Below are 16887 nucleotides of genomic sequence, written 5' to 3'. Positions count from 1 at the left end.
TCGCGCATCGCGCCGGCCGGTCGCTTCATTCGTGCCGAAGGCATTGTCATCTGGAATAGTCTCGTCCACTGCCACCGATTGGTCGGGACTGGTGCCCCAAGTCACAATCGGTCCGATGTCTGCGGCATCTATCACGACGCGATCATCATAGACCGCGTCGCTGTCGGAACGAATGCTATCCCAATATTCCACCGCAGCATCCCAGTTGGCGCCCTCGGCAGGCGCAAACTCGCGGCCGCGGATATACGCGTATGTTTTTTCGTCAGGATTGACGTAACCGCAGCGCGCGCCCCCTTCGATTGCCATGTTGCAAAGCGTCATGCGCTCTTCCATCGAGAAAGCCGATACGACGTCGCCGGCATACTCGTAGGCATAGCCGACACCACCCTTGGCACCCAGCAATCGGATGATGTGAAGGGTCACGTCCTTGGCATATACGCCCGGGGCAAGCCGGCCATTCACCTCGATGCGGCGAACCTTCAACTTTTGCAGCGGCAGCGTTTGAGTGGCCAGCACATCACGAACCTGGGATGTCCCGATCCCAAACGCCAAGGCACCGAATGCGCCATGCGTTGCGGTATGGCTATCACCGCAAACGATTGTCATTCCTGGCTGGGTCAACCCGCGTTCCGGACCGATCACGTGCACGATGCCGTGCTCGCGCCGATCAGGCGAGAAGTAGCGTAGGTTGAAATCCCTCGCATTCGTTTCCAGGTAAGCCACCTGCTTCTCATTCAGCGGATCCGAATAGGGCCGCGCCAGCGACGTCGTCGGTATGGCGTGGTCGGCTGTCAGGAATGTCCTGTCCGGAAAACGAACCTTCAGGTTTCTCTCACGAAGCTCGGCAAATGCCTGCGGGCTGGTAACCTCGTGCACGAGGTGCAGGCCGACGAAAACCTGATATTGCCCCGGCGCAAGTTCGCGCACCACATGTCTGTCAAAGATCTTTTCGTAAAGACTACGTCCCATATCGGTATCCTGCATTTGCCCACGCCGCATCTAGTAGGTGTTATCACTCATTAACGATACGGCTTAGTTTCGTCTAGTAAGTTTGGTTCCATTTTTCTCCCCATACTTAATCTGCGGTACCATGGGCGAGGACGACCGGTGAACTGATGCCGTGGATGCCCGGTGCTGTATGATGCCATCCGCGCCGGTGTGGTGCATTCGAAGGAGGAGACCATGTCAGACGTGCATATTTTGGCGATCGACCTCGCCAAGCGAAGCTTCCAGGTCTGTGGCACCGATCGGGGTGGGTCGTGTGTGGATGCCCCCGACTTTGCAAGGGTTTTCTTCCGACTTCTTTTGCAGGTGTTGCTTCTATCGGTCGTGTGTCAGGCGTCTCATCGTGGCCAGCGCCACGGGGGCCGGTATGCAGTTCGAAGAACAGGGTCCACATCGGTTCAGAGAGCTTTATGCTCGAGCCCCGGGACTGGTTTACCCCGTCCTGAACATTGAAGTCCTTGCCGCATAGATCGTCAGTCGATCTCCTTGCCGGGGTCAAACGACCCCGAGACGTTCGCCGTTGCCTCCAGCAGGAGGTGACCGCTCACGCCATTCGGTAATTCAGAGCGTAATCGCGAACGATGTCGCGCAGCGCATCGGCATCCCAACGCCCACGGCCCAGGATCGCCTGTTGACGCCACGGTCCGGGATCGCCGGCAGCTTCGGCGCGCATCCAACCCGTTTTGCGCCGTTCCTCGCCAATCAATCCGTCCAGAAACTGCCCTGCCGAATTCGCGACACGTTCCTGCGTGAACAGTGGCCGCATGCGGGTCTTCACATCCCGCAGCGAAGACGCCCAAAGCTCCAGCGTCGCCTCAATCGATACACCTGTCATCCATGACCTCCGAATCATGGAAGCCCATGGATCCCGAGATGGCTCAAAAGCGCAACTGTAATGCGAATTAATGAAACTCGTTCCAATATTTTGTCAATAGCTGAAAATCAGACACTATTGCTCGGAGCGGCGGCTACCTGCTGGGGGCGACCGCCCGTCCTTGACTGCAGGTCAGGCGGCACAATGGGCCCCTTGGATGGGCGGCCGAGGGGAGAGCCTTGACGAAAAGGGAGTCGCTCGGGGTTCGGTCGCCGGCGCGACTGCCGCGTCCATCGAATGCATGCCATCGCCTATCGAGACCAGCGAGACTGGACAAGATCATGAGGTTGTCGCTATAGGATATGGAACCAATTTTGCAGGATGGACCGTTGCGCGATGAAGGAACATAGCCTGGCCGGATGGATCGTAGTGGAGCTCGGGGATCGTCGGGGCTGCTCCGCCTGTGGCCAGCTCCTCGCCCAAGCCGGCGCGACCGTGATCGTGGTCGAGCCGGAGTCGCTCCCCTCGCGCGACAAGTGGCTGAGCCGTGCGACGTTCCTCGCAGGCAAGCGAAGCCTGGTCTGGCGCGAAGGCGACATGCCCGTCTTGAAGACCATTCTGGATGCCGCGGACATCGTGCTGCTGTCATCCGACATCCCCAGCCCGGTTCAGACGGCGGCGTCCGGCTTCCTGAGCGAGAACCATGTCATCTGCGACATCACGGCATCGTTGGACACGTCCAACACCGAACTGTCCGGCTTGAGCGACAAGCTGATCCAGGCCTACTGCGGAATGGCATCGATCACCGGCGTACCGGAGCTCGACCCTTCGGTTTCCGACGTTCCGATCCTGGAATTCCACGCTGGCGCCTACGCGGCGGCGGCAGTGGTCGCCGCGATGAGGGCGAAACGGCTCTTCACCAATAGGGGCCAGCGTATAGACGTCGGACTCTACGAGTGCGGCGTCAACGCGCTCGCGACTTTTCTGCCGCTTCACTACGGTGGGAAATCCGTTTCCCGCGCCGGCAATCGGCATCCGATGGCCTCTCCCTGGAACGCTTACCAGGCGAATGATGGCTGGGTTCTGATATGCTCCGCGAAAGACGAGCACTGGATAAAGCTCTGCGACGTCATGGGAGTGCCGGACCTCGCCAGCGGCGGCCCGCTGGCGAAGCTGGCCGATCGAATCCGTATTCCAGACGAGGTTGATCGTCAGGTCAGCAAATGGACAGCTGGCAAATCCGTGGGCGATATCATTGCAGCCCTCACCAAAGCGGGTATTGCCTCCGGACCGATCGTCGAAGTTTCCAGGGTGCACAGCGATGCGAACGTCGAGCACAGGAAGATGGCGCTGAGCCTCCCCGATCCAGTTACCGGTGCCAATGTCAACGTATCGGGAACACCTTTGAAGGCCTCGCGGACTCCTGGGCGTTGCGCCGATTCCATCCCGGCGCCAGATGCCGACCGGGAATTCGCGATGTCGCTGACGCCCAGGCCGGAACACGCGTCTGGCGATGGGTCCATCAAGGGACCGTGCGCCGGTTTGACAATCATCGAAATCGGGCAGTACACGACCGCCCCGCTTGCCGCAAAACACTTCGCGGCCTTGGGCGCCGAGGTGATCAAGATCGAGCCCCTTACCGGGGAAGCCACCCGCGACTGGCCACCTATGCATGAGGGTACGGGCTACTTCTTCGCCATGAGCAACAACGGGAAGCGGAGCGCAGCACTTGATCTGCGAAATCCTACCGATGCCGGAATTCTCGCAGAGATCATTTCCCGCGCGGATGTCCTGATCGAGAACCTCAAGCCTGGATCGCTCGAGAAACTGGGCTTCTCGCCGGCGGCGCTTGAACGGATCAATCCGCGCCTTGTATACTGCGGCATTTCAGGCTTCGGGGCGGATTCTGTTTTCCCGGGCCGCCCTGCGTTCGATTCCGTGATCCAGGCCATGTCGGGACTGATGGATTTGACCCGCGTCGATGGTGCACCGACCAAGCTCGGCATTTCGGCGGCTGACATCACCGGAGCGCTGATCTCTTTGTTCGCCATTCTCGCGATGCTGGAGTACAGGGACTATTCGGGCAGCGGACAGGCAATCGACCTGGCGATGCAGGACGCTGCGCTCTGGACAACGCAGACCCATTGGAACGACGAGCGCGAGGACCCGTTTCAGATGGTTCCTTTTTCCGACGGATTCTCTGCAACGGCTTCGCCGCAAACCGAACCCGAGGCGATCGGCACGTCCTCGGTTCCCGTTCGAACGGTTCCCGAGGTGGCCGACGATCCGCGAACAACGAGTTCGGGGCTCGTGATCTGGAGGGAACGGAAAGGCTTCCGCTGGCCCCTGCTCGGACCGCCGTACCGGCTTTCCGCGACGCCACCGATCATCGGCGAATTGGTTGGTTCGCTTGGCGAGATGAACGAAACTCTCCGCGCCCATAGACGCGCCGATAGAACATTGTAAAACGAAGGAGTTTCGACGTGAGCACTGGCGTTTATGATCAGGTGGGCATCAGATGCACGCTCATGCGTGGCGGCACCAGCAAGGGCATCTACCTCTTCGAACACGATCTTCCTCCCCCCGGTCCGTCCCGCGATGCGCTACTGCTGCGGATTATGGGAACTCCGGACATCAGCCAGATCGATGGTATGGGTGGATCGCGTCTCCTGACTTCGAAGATCGCCATCGTCGGGCCTTCTACGATTGAGGATGCCGACATCGATTACACCTTCGCCCAGGCTGATCTCGACCGGCCGATCATCGACTACAAAGGAAATTGCGGCAACATTTCATCGGGTGTTGGCCCTTTCGCGATCGATGCTGGGCTCGTTGCGCTCAAGGAGCCTTTCACTGAAGTCAGGATACACAACACCAACACCCAGAAAGTAATCGTGGCGAAGGTGCCGGTCGAAAACGGGCGCGCCAAGGTGAAAGGGGAGTTTGAGATCGCGGGCGTGCCTGGCACAGGTGCGGAGATATTCATGGATTTTCGGCTGACTGCCGGTGCCACGACCGGGAAGGTGCTGCCAACCGGCAATCGAATTGATACGATCCAGCTCGAGAGCGGAAGCAGGATCGACGTCACGATCTGTGACGTCGCAAACCCCGTCGTCTACTGCCGAGCCGAAGACCTGGGTCTCAAGGGAGATGAAGGTCCCGATCAGATCGACAACAACGAACCCCTCGGCATCCTCCTGCGCGAAATACGCGGAAAGAGCGCCGAGATGATCGGGTTCGCATCTCATTGGACCAAGGCCGAAACCGAATCGCCAATGTTTCCGATGCTGACCTTTGTCTCGAAACCGGGTTCCTACAAGGCTCTGGACGGCACCGCCGTCAGCGCTTCAGACATGGATTTGAGGGCGCGCCTGGTCTTCCTGAACAGGTGTCACGCAGCCATGGCGGGCACCGGGTCAATGTGCATCGCAGCGGCGGCGCACATCCCCGGCTCGATCGTGAACGGGGCCTTGGCGCCTAGCGCTTCGACCAAGGAGTCGCTTTCTATCGGTCATCCGTCCGGTGTCATGCACGTCGTCGTCACCACGCATGAAGCCAACAACGAGGCGGGCATGGAAATCGATGCCCTGGGCTTCGGGCGCACAGCGAGGCGTATCATGGACGGAATGGTCTACGTACCGACAAGCGCGCAGTATTGATGGCGGGTGGACCCCGCGGGGCCGGTGGCCTTGGCCTATCCGCCCTCAGGCAAGCCTCAGCCGACCGACCGTCTGGGCTGCTCCTGCCTTGCCGTTGTGTTTGAGGCGCACGGAGCGTTGTCGTCTCGCAATGGGCGCTGCGCCGACGCCTTGCGGAGAAGGCAAATCAGAATGGGCTCGCGCGAACGCCTTCGGCACGGACCATCGCCCGCTTGATGACATCCGCCCGCGATGATTTGACAAAATCCGAGGCGATTTTGGTTGCGGCAATCGAAAGCAACGTCCCGTATCTGATTGTTGCACGCACAACGATTATCGACTTCCAACAAATGATCCGATTAAAAGCGGCCGCCAAGTTCAATGGTTGGCTTGAAGCAGCAAAGGAGAGTCTCGTCGGATCCTTTGGCAGCGCTGCACATGATCGAGCCCCGCGCCGACCGGCCACAAGCGATCACACTCGGCGCCGACAAGCCCTATGACGCTGAGGGCTTCATCAATGAGCTGCGCTCGATGACAGTGACGCCGCACGTGGCGCAGAACACGAACGGCCGTCGTTCGGCGATCGACGGGCGCACGACGCGGCACGGCGGCTATGCCTTCAGCCAGCGAATTCGCAAGCGCATTGAGGAGGCGTTCGGATGGATCAAGATCGTCGCCGGCCAGGCGAAGACGAAGTTGCGTGGCCGCGACCGCGCCGGATGGGCCTTCACCTTCAGCGCCGCCGCCTACAATCTCGTGCGGTTGCCGAAGTTGCTGGCGGCACCAATATGAGTGCGCCGGCGAACTGCCCGTTGATCGACCGTTGGCGGATCGTCGAGGCCGATCGGTGGGATCGCGATCATCTCGACCCTGTCGATCCCGCCACGATCACCATCGGAGCGGAAAACCACGGTGAGATCGCCTTTGGCGCCCTGCAAGCCGGCCTCGACCTCAGCTATGGCCCGAATATGGTGTTCTTCACATCGGTCGATTTCGATGAGATGGACGACGTCACTGGCGATGGTTCCGCTGAATTGCTCGACGACGGCTCGATCGAGATCACATTCGCCTACCACAACGGCGACGAGACGATCCTTAAAGCCAAAAGAGATACTTCTTCAACAGCCTGCTAGAGCGCAGATGCCCGTTCTGCGACGGTTCCAGACTGCAACAGTCCTTCGATCTCGACTTCATCGAGACCGATCATCCGCAGGACAGGACGCGTCCCCTCCCCGGCATCGGGTGCCGGCCATCTGATCTCGGGCAGCGCGCCTCGGGCATTTGCGGGAAAGGTCGAAAGATGGTGTCCGTCCACGGTTTGCACAAATCCCCGCGAGGTTATCTGCTCGCTTTCAACCGCTTCCGAAGGCGCCACGCATAGACTCGCGGGGACGTCGAATTCCTCGAACAACGCGATCCACTCGGATGCGGGCCTTTCCGCCAACGTCGTTTCCAAAAGAGCGAACAACTCGTCGCCATGCTCACGCCGCAGGGCATCGCTGTCGTACCGAAGGTCAAGGAAGGCAGGGACGATCGGGCTGAGCGCTTTTCGGAGGTTCTCCCAGAGGCTGTCCTCCGTTCCCACACCAAGGGCTATCTCACGGCCGTCGGATGTCATGAACAAGTCATTGGTCGGATAGGGATAATCCGCAATGAAGCGGTCGCGCTCCAAGCCATGGCGCATGGCGACTGCGTATAGGGTGGCATCCATCAAAGCGATGTCGAGCGCGGTCCCCTTGCCCGTAGCGTCGCGTTCCCGCAACGCCGCAAGAAGCGCGATCGCGGCCGTGTAGCCACCACACAGATCCGCAATGGGCAGACCGGGGCGACGTGGTCGTCCGGTCCAGTGGCCAGGAAACGCGAAGGCTCCGGCCGCGGCCAGAAAGTTCAGATCATGGCCCGGCCGATCGCGCCAAGGTCCGGTCTGACCGTAGCCGGAGAGTGAGCAGGTGATGATCCGAGCGTTGTGGCGACTGAGGGCTTCGTGATCGATTCCGAGTTTGGCTGCCACTCCAGGCCGAAAGCTTTCCAGCGCGGCGTCGCCCCATCTCGCAAGCCTGCCCAAGACCGTAACCGCCTCCGGTTTCTTCAGATTGATCAACAGACTGGACTTGCTGCGGTTGGCGCTGCGGTGAATCGGGGCCAGCACGCCTCGATGACGCACGGCGTCGCCGGTCAATGGCTCGATCTTGATCACCTCTGCACCGAGGTCGGCGAAGATCCCCCCTGCCATAGGTCCAGGCAGAAGGGCCGAAAAGTCCAGCAGCTTAACGCCGGCAAGTGGTCGCCAGCCTGCGCCATGAGAAACCGTCGGCCTAGATTGCATTGTCATTCCGATGCCTCTCCTCGTGATGCAGAAACGCTGTCAACGACTGCTTCCGCCTGGTTGCCGGCACGGCGCGCCCGGCGGATCCGGCGCGATATGGACCATCCCGCCGGCCACCGAAGCGCCGCTCATATCACCCCGGCAGCATGCAACGCCGCCATCTGTTCCTCGCCGAAGCCGAGTTCTGCAAGGACAGATTGTCCATCGGCGCCTCGTTTCGGCGCCGGACGGCGCTCACGCCTCGCGAGACCCGCGCGCGCAAGCGGATTGCCGATCTCAACGACAGTGCGGTCATCGTCGTCGCGCCGTTCCCGGATAATGCCGCGCGCCCGAAGATGCGGATCGGCGACGGCCTCATCAACGGTGGACACGGGAACGACGGGCAAATCGTGCTTTTCCATTTCGGAGATGATTTCCGCCAGCGTTCGCGTGCCGCAGTAGTCCTCAAGTGCACGTCGGTAGGCAGACCCTAATTCCCCGTGGTCCGAATGTCGCTGGTGCGACAACTCCACGCCGGCCGCCAGATCGGTGCGGCCGATGGCGCTGCAAAACCTGTCCCAGAGGCGGGTCTCAAGCAGACAGAGCGCAACCGTACGGCCATCTTTCGTAGGATAGATGTTGTAACGCGGATTGCGGCCCCAAACCTCGATGCGTGGCGAGCCGCTCGCTCCCGCAGCGCGCGCCAGCCCTGGAGCCAGCACTATGGCGCTCATGGCGGCGAGACTATCGGACATCGCAATGTCCAGATAGGCGCCTTCCCCAGTCAGGTCACGGCGACGCAGCGCCGCCAGCACCGCGATGACAGCCATGCTCGCCGCCGAATAGTCCGCAGCCTGGAAATGCGGCAGACCGTCCGGACTAGGATCGAGCAGACCGGCCGAGGCCTGTATGACCAGGTCGTGACCAGCCACGTCGGCTTTCGGTCCATCCTGCCCGTAACCGGATACGGCACAGTATATGATGTCCGGGCGTACCTTGCGGGCATCGTCGTACCCGACGCCGAGGCGAGACGCAGTACCCACGCTGAACGATTCGACGACGATATCGGCCCAGGAAAAGAGCCGCTCCAGCACGGCTGCGGCGCCGTTGGCCCTCAGGTCCAGCGCGACGGAACGCTTCTGACCATTGACACTGTTGAAATAGACACTTCCAGCATCGACCATGGGTGGGTTGTGCCGGCTGGGATCCCCGGCCCTGTTATCTTCGATCTTCACCACGTCCGCACCCAGGTCGGCTAGGAACTGGGTGCACCATGGCCCAGGCAACAATCGACTAAAGTCGAGAATCCTTATGCCGCTTAGGGGTAGATGCTCTCCGTCGCTCATTCAACCTCCTCAGTGCCTTATCAGATGTCCTAAATGCGGCGCAGGCGCTCCAGGCAACTTCCTCCATGCGAGGTACCTCGCCCGCCCCGAGTCTATCCAAGTCATCGGGCGTCCTGATGCCAAGCGACCCTATACAATGGAACGGGTCTCGTCTAGTGAAATTTCCTTTGACATTCCATGGGCGCGCTTATAGACAGCCAGAGCTGCCCTGAGCCCGCGTGGCGAAGAGGCTGTCGCCGGTGAGCGGGGCGATCACATCCTGAGTGTTCCGTGCATGCCGCTTGGTTTGTGGATTGCCTGTTCTCACTTGCATGCCTCTTTGGCGGGGTCGGTGCATAGGGGCCGCTGGCTCGACCAGCGGAGAACAGGTGACTGCGAGAACCTCAAAAAGGCGACGAGCCGGCAACCAGTCTCCAGAGAGGTGTCCGTAGAATGGCATCGAAAGTCAACAACAGCTTCGCTAAACTTAAAAGAGGTCGAGCATGGACTTTTCACTTACGGATGAGCAGAGCATCATTCAGGATTCTGCCCGCAGCATGGTAACAAACGAGATCGCTCCGATCCTGGCGGCAAATGACAAAGACCGGCCTCTTCCCAAGGAAGCGATGCTGAAAATCTATTCAGTGTTCGCCCGGCAGGGACTCACCGCGCCACGTCTTCCCGAGGAATCGGGAGGCAGCGGAATGAAGATGCTCGACTTCGGTCTGGTGTTCGAGCAACTGCCTCCGGCGATGGCGATCTCGCTGTTGTCGCATGAATGCACTGTCGCGCGTATCCACGCCGATAGCAGCGAAGAGCAGCGCGCGCGGTTTCTCCCCGATTTGATCGCGGGCAGAAAGATATGCTGTACCGGAACAACCGAGCCGGACACGGGATCGGACCCGCGGGGGGTCCGCACCCGGGTTGTCGAGGACGGCGGCGAGTTGGTCATCAACGGACGCAAGATGTGGATCACAAACGGGACGGCCAGCGATATCATGATCGCAACCTGCTCGGCAGGGCACGGTGACAAGGGCAACATCATGCGCCGCATCGTCGTCGAACGGGATGCGTCGCCTTACGAGGCGTTGGAAATTCAGAGCCTCGGCCTCCAGCAAGGACACCTCTCGGAGATCCTTTTCGACGACTGCAGGGTGCCGGCATCTAACGCGCTTGGCACGGGTGGCGACGCTGCTCGCATCCTGACGCTCACCTGGAACGGCAATCGTCCCTTGGTGGGGCTCGCCGCGGTTCACATCGCACAGGCTGCGCTTGACGCCGCAATCGAATATGCCGGCATCCGCAAGCAGTTCGGAAAGCCGATCGGCCAGCGACAGCTCATCCAGGAACGTCTCGCCGATATCGCCACGGACGTCATGGCGAGCCGGCTGCTATGCTACCAGGCGCTGGACATCATCGACCGTGGCGGCCGCGCTAACGGTTCCTCCGCGATGGCCAAGCGATTTGCCACCACCGCCTGCGAACGGGCGGTGTCGCTCGCCATGCATGTCCACGGGGCGATGGGGATCAGCCGGGAAAGCGGGCTCGAGCAGCTGTATCGCGACGTGCGTATGCTTCCGATCCCGGACGGGACCAATGAGGTGCTGACGCTCATCATGGGCCGTGAGATGACCGGGCTCGACGCGATTCGAGCGTAAAAGTACACGGATAGAGCCAAGGGCGCCTGTAACGATGCGTCAAGAAATCAAGCGCGCTGTCCTCCTCTCGTCCTGCATACTCGGATGAACACAAAGGGAAGTATCCCCAATGCAGACGATCTTCCGATGCCCGTTTCGGCTTAAGACTTCTCTCGGCTAACAGGAAATCTATATGTATCCTAATTATATCGATTCATGTCCGCCGTCAGCACCCATGGCACAGATTTGAGGTTGTAAGTTTAGGAGGTTTTGGGCTTCGTCGTAGTGACGAAGGAACGAAGATGAAGCCCAAAACCTCCTTGAAAAAATCTCCGGTGAAGGCCCCTGCTGAGCGGGTGGTGAAGGACATTCGCCGTGCGACCCGTCGGCACTTCTCGGCCGAGGATAAGATCCGCATCGTGCTCGATGGGTTGCGCGGCGAGGACAGTATCGCCGAGTTGTGCCGCAAGGAAGGCATCGCGCAGAGCCTGTACTACACCTGGTCGAAGGAGTTTATGGAGGCCGGCAAGCGCCGTCTCGCTGGAGACACCGCCCGTGCTGCGACCACCGGCGAAGTGCATGACCTGCGTCGTGAAGCCCACGCCCTGAAGGAATGTGTTGCCGACCTGACGCTCGAGAATCGCCTGCTTAAAAAAAGCATGATCGCGGATGGGGGCGACGACGAATGAGATATCCGGCATCGGAGAAGCTCGAGATCATCAGGATCGTCGAGCAGTCGCACCTGCCCGCCAAGCACACGCTGGACCAACTCGGCATTGCCCGCCGGACGTTCTACCGCTGGTATGATCGCTTCCTCGAAGGCGGGCCGGAGGCGCTGGAAGATCGGCCATCGGCGCCGAGCCGGGTGTGGAACCGCATCGGCGATGATATTCAAAACCAGATCGTCGAGATGGCGCTCGATTACAGCGAGCTGTCACCGCGCGAACTGGCGGTGCGCTTCACCGATGAGAAGCGCTACTTCGTGTCCGAAGCCACGGTTTACCGCCTGCTCAAGGCCCATGATCTGATCACCAGCCCGGCCTATGTCGTGATCAAGGCCGCCGATCAGTTCCACACCAAAACCACCCGACCAAACGAGATGTGGCAGACCGATTTTACCTACTTCAAGATCATCGGCTGGGGTTGGCTGTATCTGTCGACCGTGCTCGATGACTTCTCGCGCTACATCATCGCCTGGAAGTTATGCACCAATATGCGGGCCCAGGATGTGACCGACACGCTGGACCTTGCTCTCAAGACCTCGGGCTGCGACAACGCCACCGTGCTGCAAAAGCCTCGGCTGCTGTCGGATAATGGCCCGAGTTATATCGCGAGCGAACTGGCGGAATATATCGAGGCTCGGAAAATGAGCCATGTGCGCGGTGCTCCGATGCATCCCCAGACCCAGGGCAAGATCGAACGCTGGCACCAGACCCTGAAAAATCGCATCCTGCTGGAAAACTACTTCTTGCCCGGCGACCTTGAGGCCCAGATCGAGGCCTTCGTCGAGCACTACAACCACCAGCGTTACCACGAGAGCCTGCAAAACGTGACGCCCGCCGATGCCTACTTCGGAAGGGCACCTGCCATCATTAAACAACGTGAAAGGATCAAACGGAAGACCATCGAACATCGGCGCTTGCAACACCACAAGCTCGCCGCTTAACATTAACCTCCCAGACGAGGCCCGCACTCCGCTAATTTACGCTACGAGGTGTGCCAAATGTTCTGACGACGGACAGCGTATCGAAACTTTTTGCAGAGTCGGTGCGCTGCACTAAGGACCGAAAGGTCATTCCTATGTCAGCGCTTTTTCGATTGCTTCCCCCACCAGAACTAGTTCGCCATGCTGGTTCCTAGCCTCCACTTCGAAACGTATTCGCCGCTTCTCATCGTCCTTCCCGGCAAGACGCACAACTGTCGTAACGGTATCCCCAACGACGACGGCTTTAAGGTATTTGGCCGACGTCGACAGCAAGGCAGTGCGGACCTGGAACCGCTCGCAGAATTGCACAATGGGCTTCGACATCAGTGCCGAAGTCATGACGCCATGAGCCACACGATCCGGATAATGGGTGTTAGCCCGCGCCCAATCCCCATCCAAGTGGATCGGATTGAAGCTCTGGATCGCATGAGCGAAGGCATCAATCGCTGGTCCGTCAATGACCTGGCTGCTCGATTCGGAGGCGCCGATGGTCAGCGATTCGTAAGTTCCCGTCCAGTCGCTCGTCATCCGATCACCCATGCAAGGAACCCTTCCGGCAGCCCAACAGCAGATTCTTCCACCCGCTTTCTGGGCATTCGAGGAAGGCACATATACTTGCCCGCCCACAATGAGATGCGCTTGAGCAAGGCGTCGCGCGCCAGTCCGAGATGACGCAAACCGTGCTCGTGCGGAAATTTGCGCGCTCCGCCGCACGTCTGAGTGCGTCCGACCGCGGTCGGTTCAGTTTCTAGGTAGCTAGTTGTGGAGTCTCAACAGGTTGCTCCCGGTCAGGCCGAGTCGGCTGATGGGTGGTTTTGAGCCGATACCGCCATGAGGTCTATGCCAATTGTAGCGGTGAAGCCATCGCGGCAGTTCGGCGGTGCGTTCATCTGAGGTGTTATAGGCGCGAGCATAGGCCCATTCGCGCAAGCTTGTCTGAATGAAGCGCTCGGCTTTCCCGTTGGTGCGGGGCGTATAGGGCCTGGTGAAGATTTGGCGCAGGCCGAGACGTTTGCAGGCTGCCCGGAAAGTCTTTGACCGATAGCAGGAGCCGTTGTCCGTCATCACCCGCTGCACTTTGATGCCGAGGCTGGCGTAATAAGCGACGGCCGCCTCGAGGACGGCGACAGCGCTCTCCTTGCGCTGATCGGGCATGACCTGGACGAAAGCGACGCGCGAGGCATCATCGATGCAAACATGAACGAACTCCCAGCCAATGCCGAGATGACGGTTGACCACGCCAGTTTGCCGTCCGGTGATGCGATGTCCGACAGAACCGATCCGGCCGAGCTTCTTGATATCGAGATGGATGAGTTCGCCGGGATGCTCCCGCTCATAACGGCGCACGGGTTCCGGCTCCAAGGCGCTCAGCTTGTTCAAGCCCAGCCGTCGCAGAACACGGCTGACAGTCGCTGGCGAGACGCCGGCTTCGGCGGCGATCTGTTTGCCCGTCCAGCGCCGGTCGAGAACCTGTTCGCCAAGCTCAAGGACTGGCGGCGCATCGCAACTCGCTACGACCGATGCGCCCACACCTTCTTCTCGGCCATCTGTATCGCCGCCGCCGTCATCTTCTGGCTGTGATCAATGAGATGCTGTAACGGGGCCTGCGTCGCGAGCCACTGGCTCACGAAACTTGCAATTAGCCACGGAAAGCTGTCGCTGTTCCCGTATCGGGGTGAACTCAAACGAAGGGCGAACCAAGCCAGGCATTGGCGAAATGAATCTATTGCCAAGACATGTCCGCACCCGCTGCAACACTGCGCTGTTGTGGCCGTCAATTTTTGATAGACTGAAACGGCACCGTTACCGAAGTCCTGACCCTAGTCTAGCAGCTGCGTTTCCGCTTGAATTCGCCTTGGCGAAAGCAACGCGAAAAACGCGCCGGCACGAACTTGCCGAGGCCGGTCACATATTCGGATAGACCGGTCCCTCACCGCCCTGCGGCGGCACCCAGTTGATATTCTGGTCGGGATCCTTGATGTCGCAGGTCTTGCAGTGGACGCAGTTCTGGGCGTTGATGACGAAGCGCGCATCGGCATGCCCTGGCTCGGCAGCAATCGAATTGCCATCCGCATCGACCCATTCATACACGGCGGCCGGGCAATACCGCGCCGACGGGCCTGAGAACACCCCATATTCGGAGCGCTTCTGCAGATCCATGTCCTTGACCTGAAGGTGGATCGGCTGGTCTTCCTCATGGTTGGTGTTGGACAAGAAGACGGACGACAAGCGATCGAAGGTCAGCACGCCATCGGGCTTGGGATAGTCGATGCGCTTGTGTTTTTCAGCGGGTTCGAGCGTAGCGTGGTCGGGCTTGCCATGCTTCAGCGTGCCGAATGGCGAGATGCCGAACAAGGTATTGAGCCACATATCCAGGCCCCCGAGGCCTACGCCGATGACGGTTCCGAAGCGCGACCATAGCGGCTTGACGTTGCGCACGCGCTTGAGGTCCTTGCCGATGGCACTATCGCGCCACCCGGCTTCATAGGCGGCGAGTTCGTCATTGGTGCGGCCTTCGGCGATGGCTGCAGCGGCATGTTCGGCTGCCTGCATCCCCGACAATATCGCGTTGTGTGACCCCTTGATGCGCGGCACGTTGACGAAACCGGCGGCACAACCAATCAGCGCGCCGCCCGGGAATGTCAGCTTTGGCACCGACTGCCACCCACCTTCGGTAATGGCGCGTGCGCCATAGGAAATGCGCTTGGCATCCTCAAAGGTGCCGCGGATAGTCGGATGCGTCTTGAAGCGCTGAAATTCCTCGAAAGGCCCGAGGTAGGGGTTCTTGTAGTTCAGGTGAACGACGAAGCCCACCGCAACCAGATTGTCCTCCAGATGATAGAGGAACGAGCCGCCTCCGGTCTTCATGTCCAGGGGCCAGCCGAAGGAGTGTTGCACCAGGCCGGGCCTGTGGTTTTCCGGCTTGACCTGCCAGAGTTCCTTCAGGCCGATGCCGTATTTGCCCGGCTCGCGCCCCCTGTCGAGGCCGAAACGCGCAATGGCCTGTTTGGAGAGCGACCCGCGCGCGCCCTCGCCGAGCAACACATATTTGCCGAGCAGCGCCATGCCGGGTGCGAAAGCCGGTCCATGCGAGCCGTCACGCTCCACGCCCATGTCGCCGGTGATGACGCCGGTGACGGCGCCCTCATCATTGTAGGTCAGGCTTGCGGCGGCAAATCCGGGATATATCTCAACGCCAAGCGCTTCGGCGTGGCCGGCCAGCCAGCGGCAGACATTGCCGAGCGATACGATGTAGTTGCCGTGATTGTTCATCAGCGGCGGCATCAGGAAGTTGGGCAGGCGCACCGAGCCTGCCGGCCCAAGCAGAAGGAAATGATCGTCGGTCACAGAGGTCTTGAAGGGATGGTCGGCCTCTTCGCGCCACCCCGGCAAAAGACTATCTATGCCAACGGGATCGACGACGGCCCCCGACAGGATATGCGCACCCACCTCGCCGCCCTTTTCGAGAACGACGACGGAAAGCTCGGGATTGACCTGCTTCAATCGGATCGCGGCAGCCAGTCCGGCCGGCCCCGCCCCGACGATGACCACGTCAAACTCCATGCTTTCACGTTCAATCTCATTCATCTCGCTCTTCCTCCCTCTTCTCAACTCGTCGCGCTCCAGCGGCCATCCTGCGGACGGAGTTCCCTACACAACTCTGCAATACGGCCCGGAAAATGGGGGGCCATGCAAACACTCTGCTCCGTCACGGTGACACATACCAAAACCCTCTGGTGTAGTCGTGGATTGGCGCAGCTATCGCAGTAAGACCCGCGATGCGCTCGCTGCGGGTAACCGAGTAGCCGCACTTGCGGACGATCTCCAACTCGGCATTTAGTTCCTTACGGTTGACCGCATGGATTTCGGAACCGATTTCCGGATGCCATCTGACTCCTTGCGTGTTTGAAACGCCAGTACGACTTTGCCGGTAGCACCATGAACCAGAGGCAGGCGCTCACCAGGAAGACAATCGCCATCAACCGCCGGGGCGTGTCGACCACGTCAAACCGGAACCGGGAGACTAAGGCTCGAAGCGGCACTGACACTGCGCAAGCTCGAGCGGTATATAGCACTCGAAATCGCCGGCTCCTATCATCAGTCGATCATAAGCGCAGCTGCCCGTTCCGCGACGGTTCCAGACTGCAACAGTCCTTCGATCTCGACTTCATCGAGACCGATCATCCGCAGGACAGGGCGCGTCCCCTCCCCGGCATCGGGTGCCGGCCATCTGATCTCGGGCAGCGCGCCTCGGGCATTTGCGGGAAAGGTCGAAAGATGGTGTCCGTCCACGGTTTGCACAAATCCTCGCGAGGCTATCTGCTCGCTCTCAACCGCTTCCGAAGGCGCCACGCATAGACTCGCGGGAACGTCGAATTCCTCGAACAACGCGATCCACTCGGATGCGGGTCTTTGCGCCAACGTCGTTTCCAAAAGAGCGAACAACTCGTCGCCATG

At 60.1% G+C, this 16887-nt stretch carries 12 protein-coding genes and 4 pseudogenes; 7 read left to right on the top strand and 9 right to left on the bottom strand.

Translation table 11 applies throughout. The features are described from left to right. On the bottom strand, positions 1-984 hold a 984-nt coding region (locus ACK8OU_RS18755), incomplete at its 3' end, for an aconitase family protein (RefSeq protein ID WP_410304873.1). 583 nt (positions 985-1567) lie between these two features. Beyond that, positions 1568-1858: pseudogene (locus tag ACK8OU_RS18750) on the bottom strand (IS701 family transposase); the annotation flags it as partial. Positions 1859-2215: 357 nt separating this feature from the next. On the opposite strand from ACK8OU_RS18750, the gene ACK8OU_RS18745 reads away from it, so the two are divergent. The 4 genes and pseudogenes from ACK8OU_RS18745 to ACK8OU_RS18730 all read left to right on the top strand — a co-directional run bounded on the left by ACK8OU_RS18745 (position 2216) and on the right by ACK8OU_RS18730 (position 6590). Continuing rightward, positions 2216-4285: a CaiB/BaiF CoA-transferase family protein gene (locus tag ACK8OU_RS18745; RefSeq protein ID WP_410304872.1), complete on the top strand. Its 2070-nt coding sequence runs from the start codon at positions 2216-2218 to the stop codon at positions 4283-4285. Between the two features lie 17 nt (positions 4286-4302). Then, positions 4303-5478, top strand: coding sequence for a 2-methylaconitate cis-trans isomerase PrpF family protein (locus ACK8OU_RS18740; RefSeq protein WP_410304871.1), 1176 nt, complete (start codon positions 4303-4305; stop codon positions 5476-5478). Between the two features lie 393 nt (positions 5479-5871). Further along, positions 5872-6249: pseudogene (locus tag ACK8OU_RS18735) on the top strand (transposase); the annotation flags it as partial. Beyond that, entirely contained in the window at positions 6246-6590 is a 345-nt protein-coding gene (locus ACK8OU_RS18730; protein WP_410304870.1) for a hypothetical protein, read from the top strand. The pseudogene ACK8OU_RS18735 and the gene ACK8OU_RS18730, both read left to right, overlap by 4 nt. Here ACK8OU_RS18730 and ACK8OU_RS18725 read toward each other — a convergent pair. Beyond that, positions 6587-7783, bottom strand: coding sequence for a CaiB/BaiF CoA transferase family protein (locus tag ACK8OU_RS18725; RefSeq protein ID WP_410304875.1), 1197 nt, complete (start codon positions 7781-7783; stop codon positions 6587-6589). The two genes, ACK8OU_RS18730 and ACK8OU_RS18725, sit on opposite strands and share 4 nt — an antisense overlap. A 128-nt stretch (positions 7784-7911) precedes the next feature. Next, a complete protein-coding gene (locus ACK8OU_RS18720) occupies positions 7912-9108 on the bottom strand; it encodes a CaiB/BaiF CoA transferase family protein (protein WP_410304869.1) in 1197 nt (398 codons plus the stop codon). Positions 9109-9590: 482 nt separating this feature from the next. Here ACK8OU_RS18720 and ACK8OU_RS18715 point away from each other — a divergent pair, with 482 nt between their 5' ends. Together ACK8OU_RS18715 and ACK8OU_RS18710 are read left to right on the top strand one after the other, a co-directional pair. Then, the gene (locus ACK8OU_RS18715; protein ID WP_410304868.1) at positions 9591-10745 is read left to right on the top strand and encodes an acyl-CoA dehydrogenase family protein; all 1155 of its coding nucleotides are present in this window, start codon (positions 9591-9593) and stop codon (positions 10743-10745) included. Between the two features lie 281 nt (positions 10746-11026). Further along, positions 11027-12390 (top strand): IS3 family transposase gene (locus ACK8OU_RS18710; RefSeq protein WP_410304867.1). Its coding sequence is split into 2 segments (ribosomal slippage): positions 11027-11374 and positions 11377-12390, totalling 1362 coding nucleotides; the frame shifts between segments, so codons are not numbered across the junction. Between the two features lie 132 nt (positions 12391-12522). Here ACK8OU_RS18710 and ACK8OU_RS18705 read toward each other — a convergent pair. Beyond that, on the bottom strand, positions 12523-12969 hold the full coding sequence (locus tag ACK8OU_RS18705) for a MaoC family dehydratase (protein WP_410304866.1): 447 nt from the start codon (positions 12967-12969) through the stop codon (positions 12523-12525). Between the two features lie 216 nt (positions 12970-13185). Next, positions 13186-13890: pseudogene (locus ACK8OU_RS18700) on the bottom strand (IS481 family transposase); the annotation flags it as partial. A 12-nt stretch (positions 13891-13902) separates the two neighbouring features. On the opposite strand from ACK8OU_RS18700, the pseudogene ACK8OU_RS18695 reads away from it, so the two are divergent. Beyond that, a pseudogene (locus tag ACK8OU_RS18695) lies at positions 13903-14010 on the top strand (IS5/IS1182 family transposase); the annotation flags it as partial. Positions 14011-14334: 324 nt separating this feature from the next. Here the strand turns inward: ACK8OU_RS18695 and ACK8OU_RS18690 are convergent. From ACK8OU_RS18690 to ACK8OU_RS18680, 3 genes are all read right to left on the bottom strand, one after another. Next, the gene (locus ACK8OU_RS18690) at positions 14335-16017 is read right to left on the bottom strand and encodes an electron transfer flavoprotein-ubiquinone oxidoreductase (RefSeq protein ID WP_410304865.1); all 1683 of its coding nucleotides are present in this window, start codon (positions 16015-16017) and stop codon (positions 14335-14337) included. Positions 16018-16138: 121 nt separating this feature from the next. Next, positions 16139-16294, bottom strand: a complete 156-nt coding sequence (locus tag ACK8OU_RS18685; protein ID WP_410304874.1) for an IclR family transcriptional regulator domain-containing protein — start codon at positions 16292-16294, stop codon at positions 16139-16141. Between the two features lie 233 nt (positions 16295-16527). After that, positions 16528-16887, bottom strand: a 360-nt coding sequence (locus ACK8OU_RS18680) for a CoA transferase (RefSeq protein ID WP_410304864.1), incomplete at its 5' end; no start/stop codon positions are given.

The organism is Pontitalea aquivivens (genome assembly GCF_046507575.1).
GTDB classification, from domain to species: domain Bacteria; phylum Pseudomonadota; class Alphaproteobacteria; order Rhodobacterales; family Rhodobacteraceae; genus Pontitalea; species Pontitalea aquivivens.
This window is presented reverse-complemented; position numbering and strand designations above follow the sequence as displayed.

Excerpts from the sequence above, each read along its gene's own strand:
- ACK8OU_RS18705 (WP_410304866.1), bottom strand. The coding sequence starts at position 12,969 with ATGGGTGATCGGATGACGAGCGACTGGACGGGAACTTACGAATCGCTG.
- ACK8OU_RS18745 (WP_410304872.1), top strand. The coding sequence starts at position 2,216 with ATGAAGGAACATAGCCTGGCCGGATGGATCGTAGTGGAGCTCGGGGAT.
- ACK8OU_RS18725 (WP_410304875.1), bottom strand. The coding sequence starts at position 7,783 with ATGCAATCTAGGCCGACGGTTTCTCATGGCGCAGGCTGGCGACCACTT.
- ACK8OU_RS18715 (WP_410304868.1), top strand. The coding sequence starts at position 9,591 with ATGGACTTTTCACTTACGGATGAGCAGAGCATCATTCAGGATTCTGCC.
- ACK8OU_RS18720 (WP_410304869.1), bottom strand. The coding sequence starts at position 9,108 with ATGAGCGACGGAGAGCATCTACCCCTAAGCGGCATAAGGATTCTCGAC.
- ACK8OU_RS18690 (WP_410304865.1), bottom strand. The coding sequence starts at position 16,017 with ATGAATGAGATTGAACGTGAAAGCATGGAGTTTGACGTGGTCATCGTC.
- ACK8OU_RS18730 (WP_410304870.1), top strand. The coding sequence starts at position 6,246 with ATGAGTGCGCCGGCGAACTGCCCGTTGATCGACCGTTGGCGGATCGTC.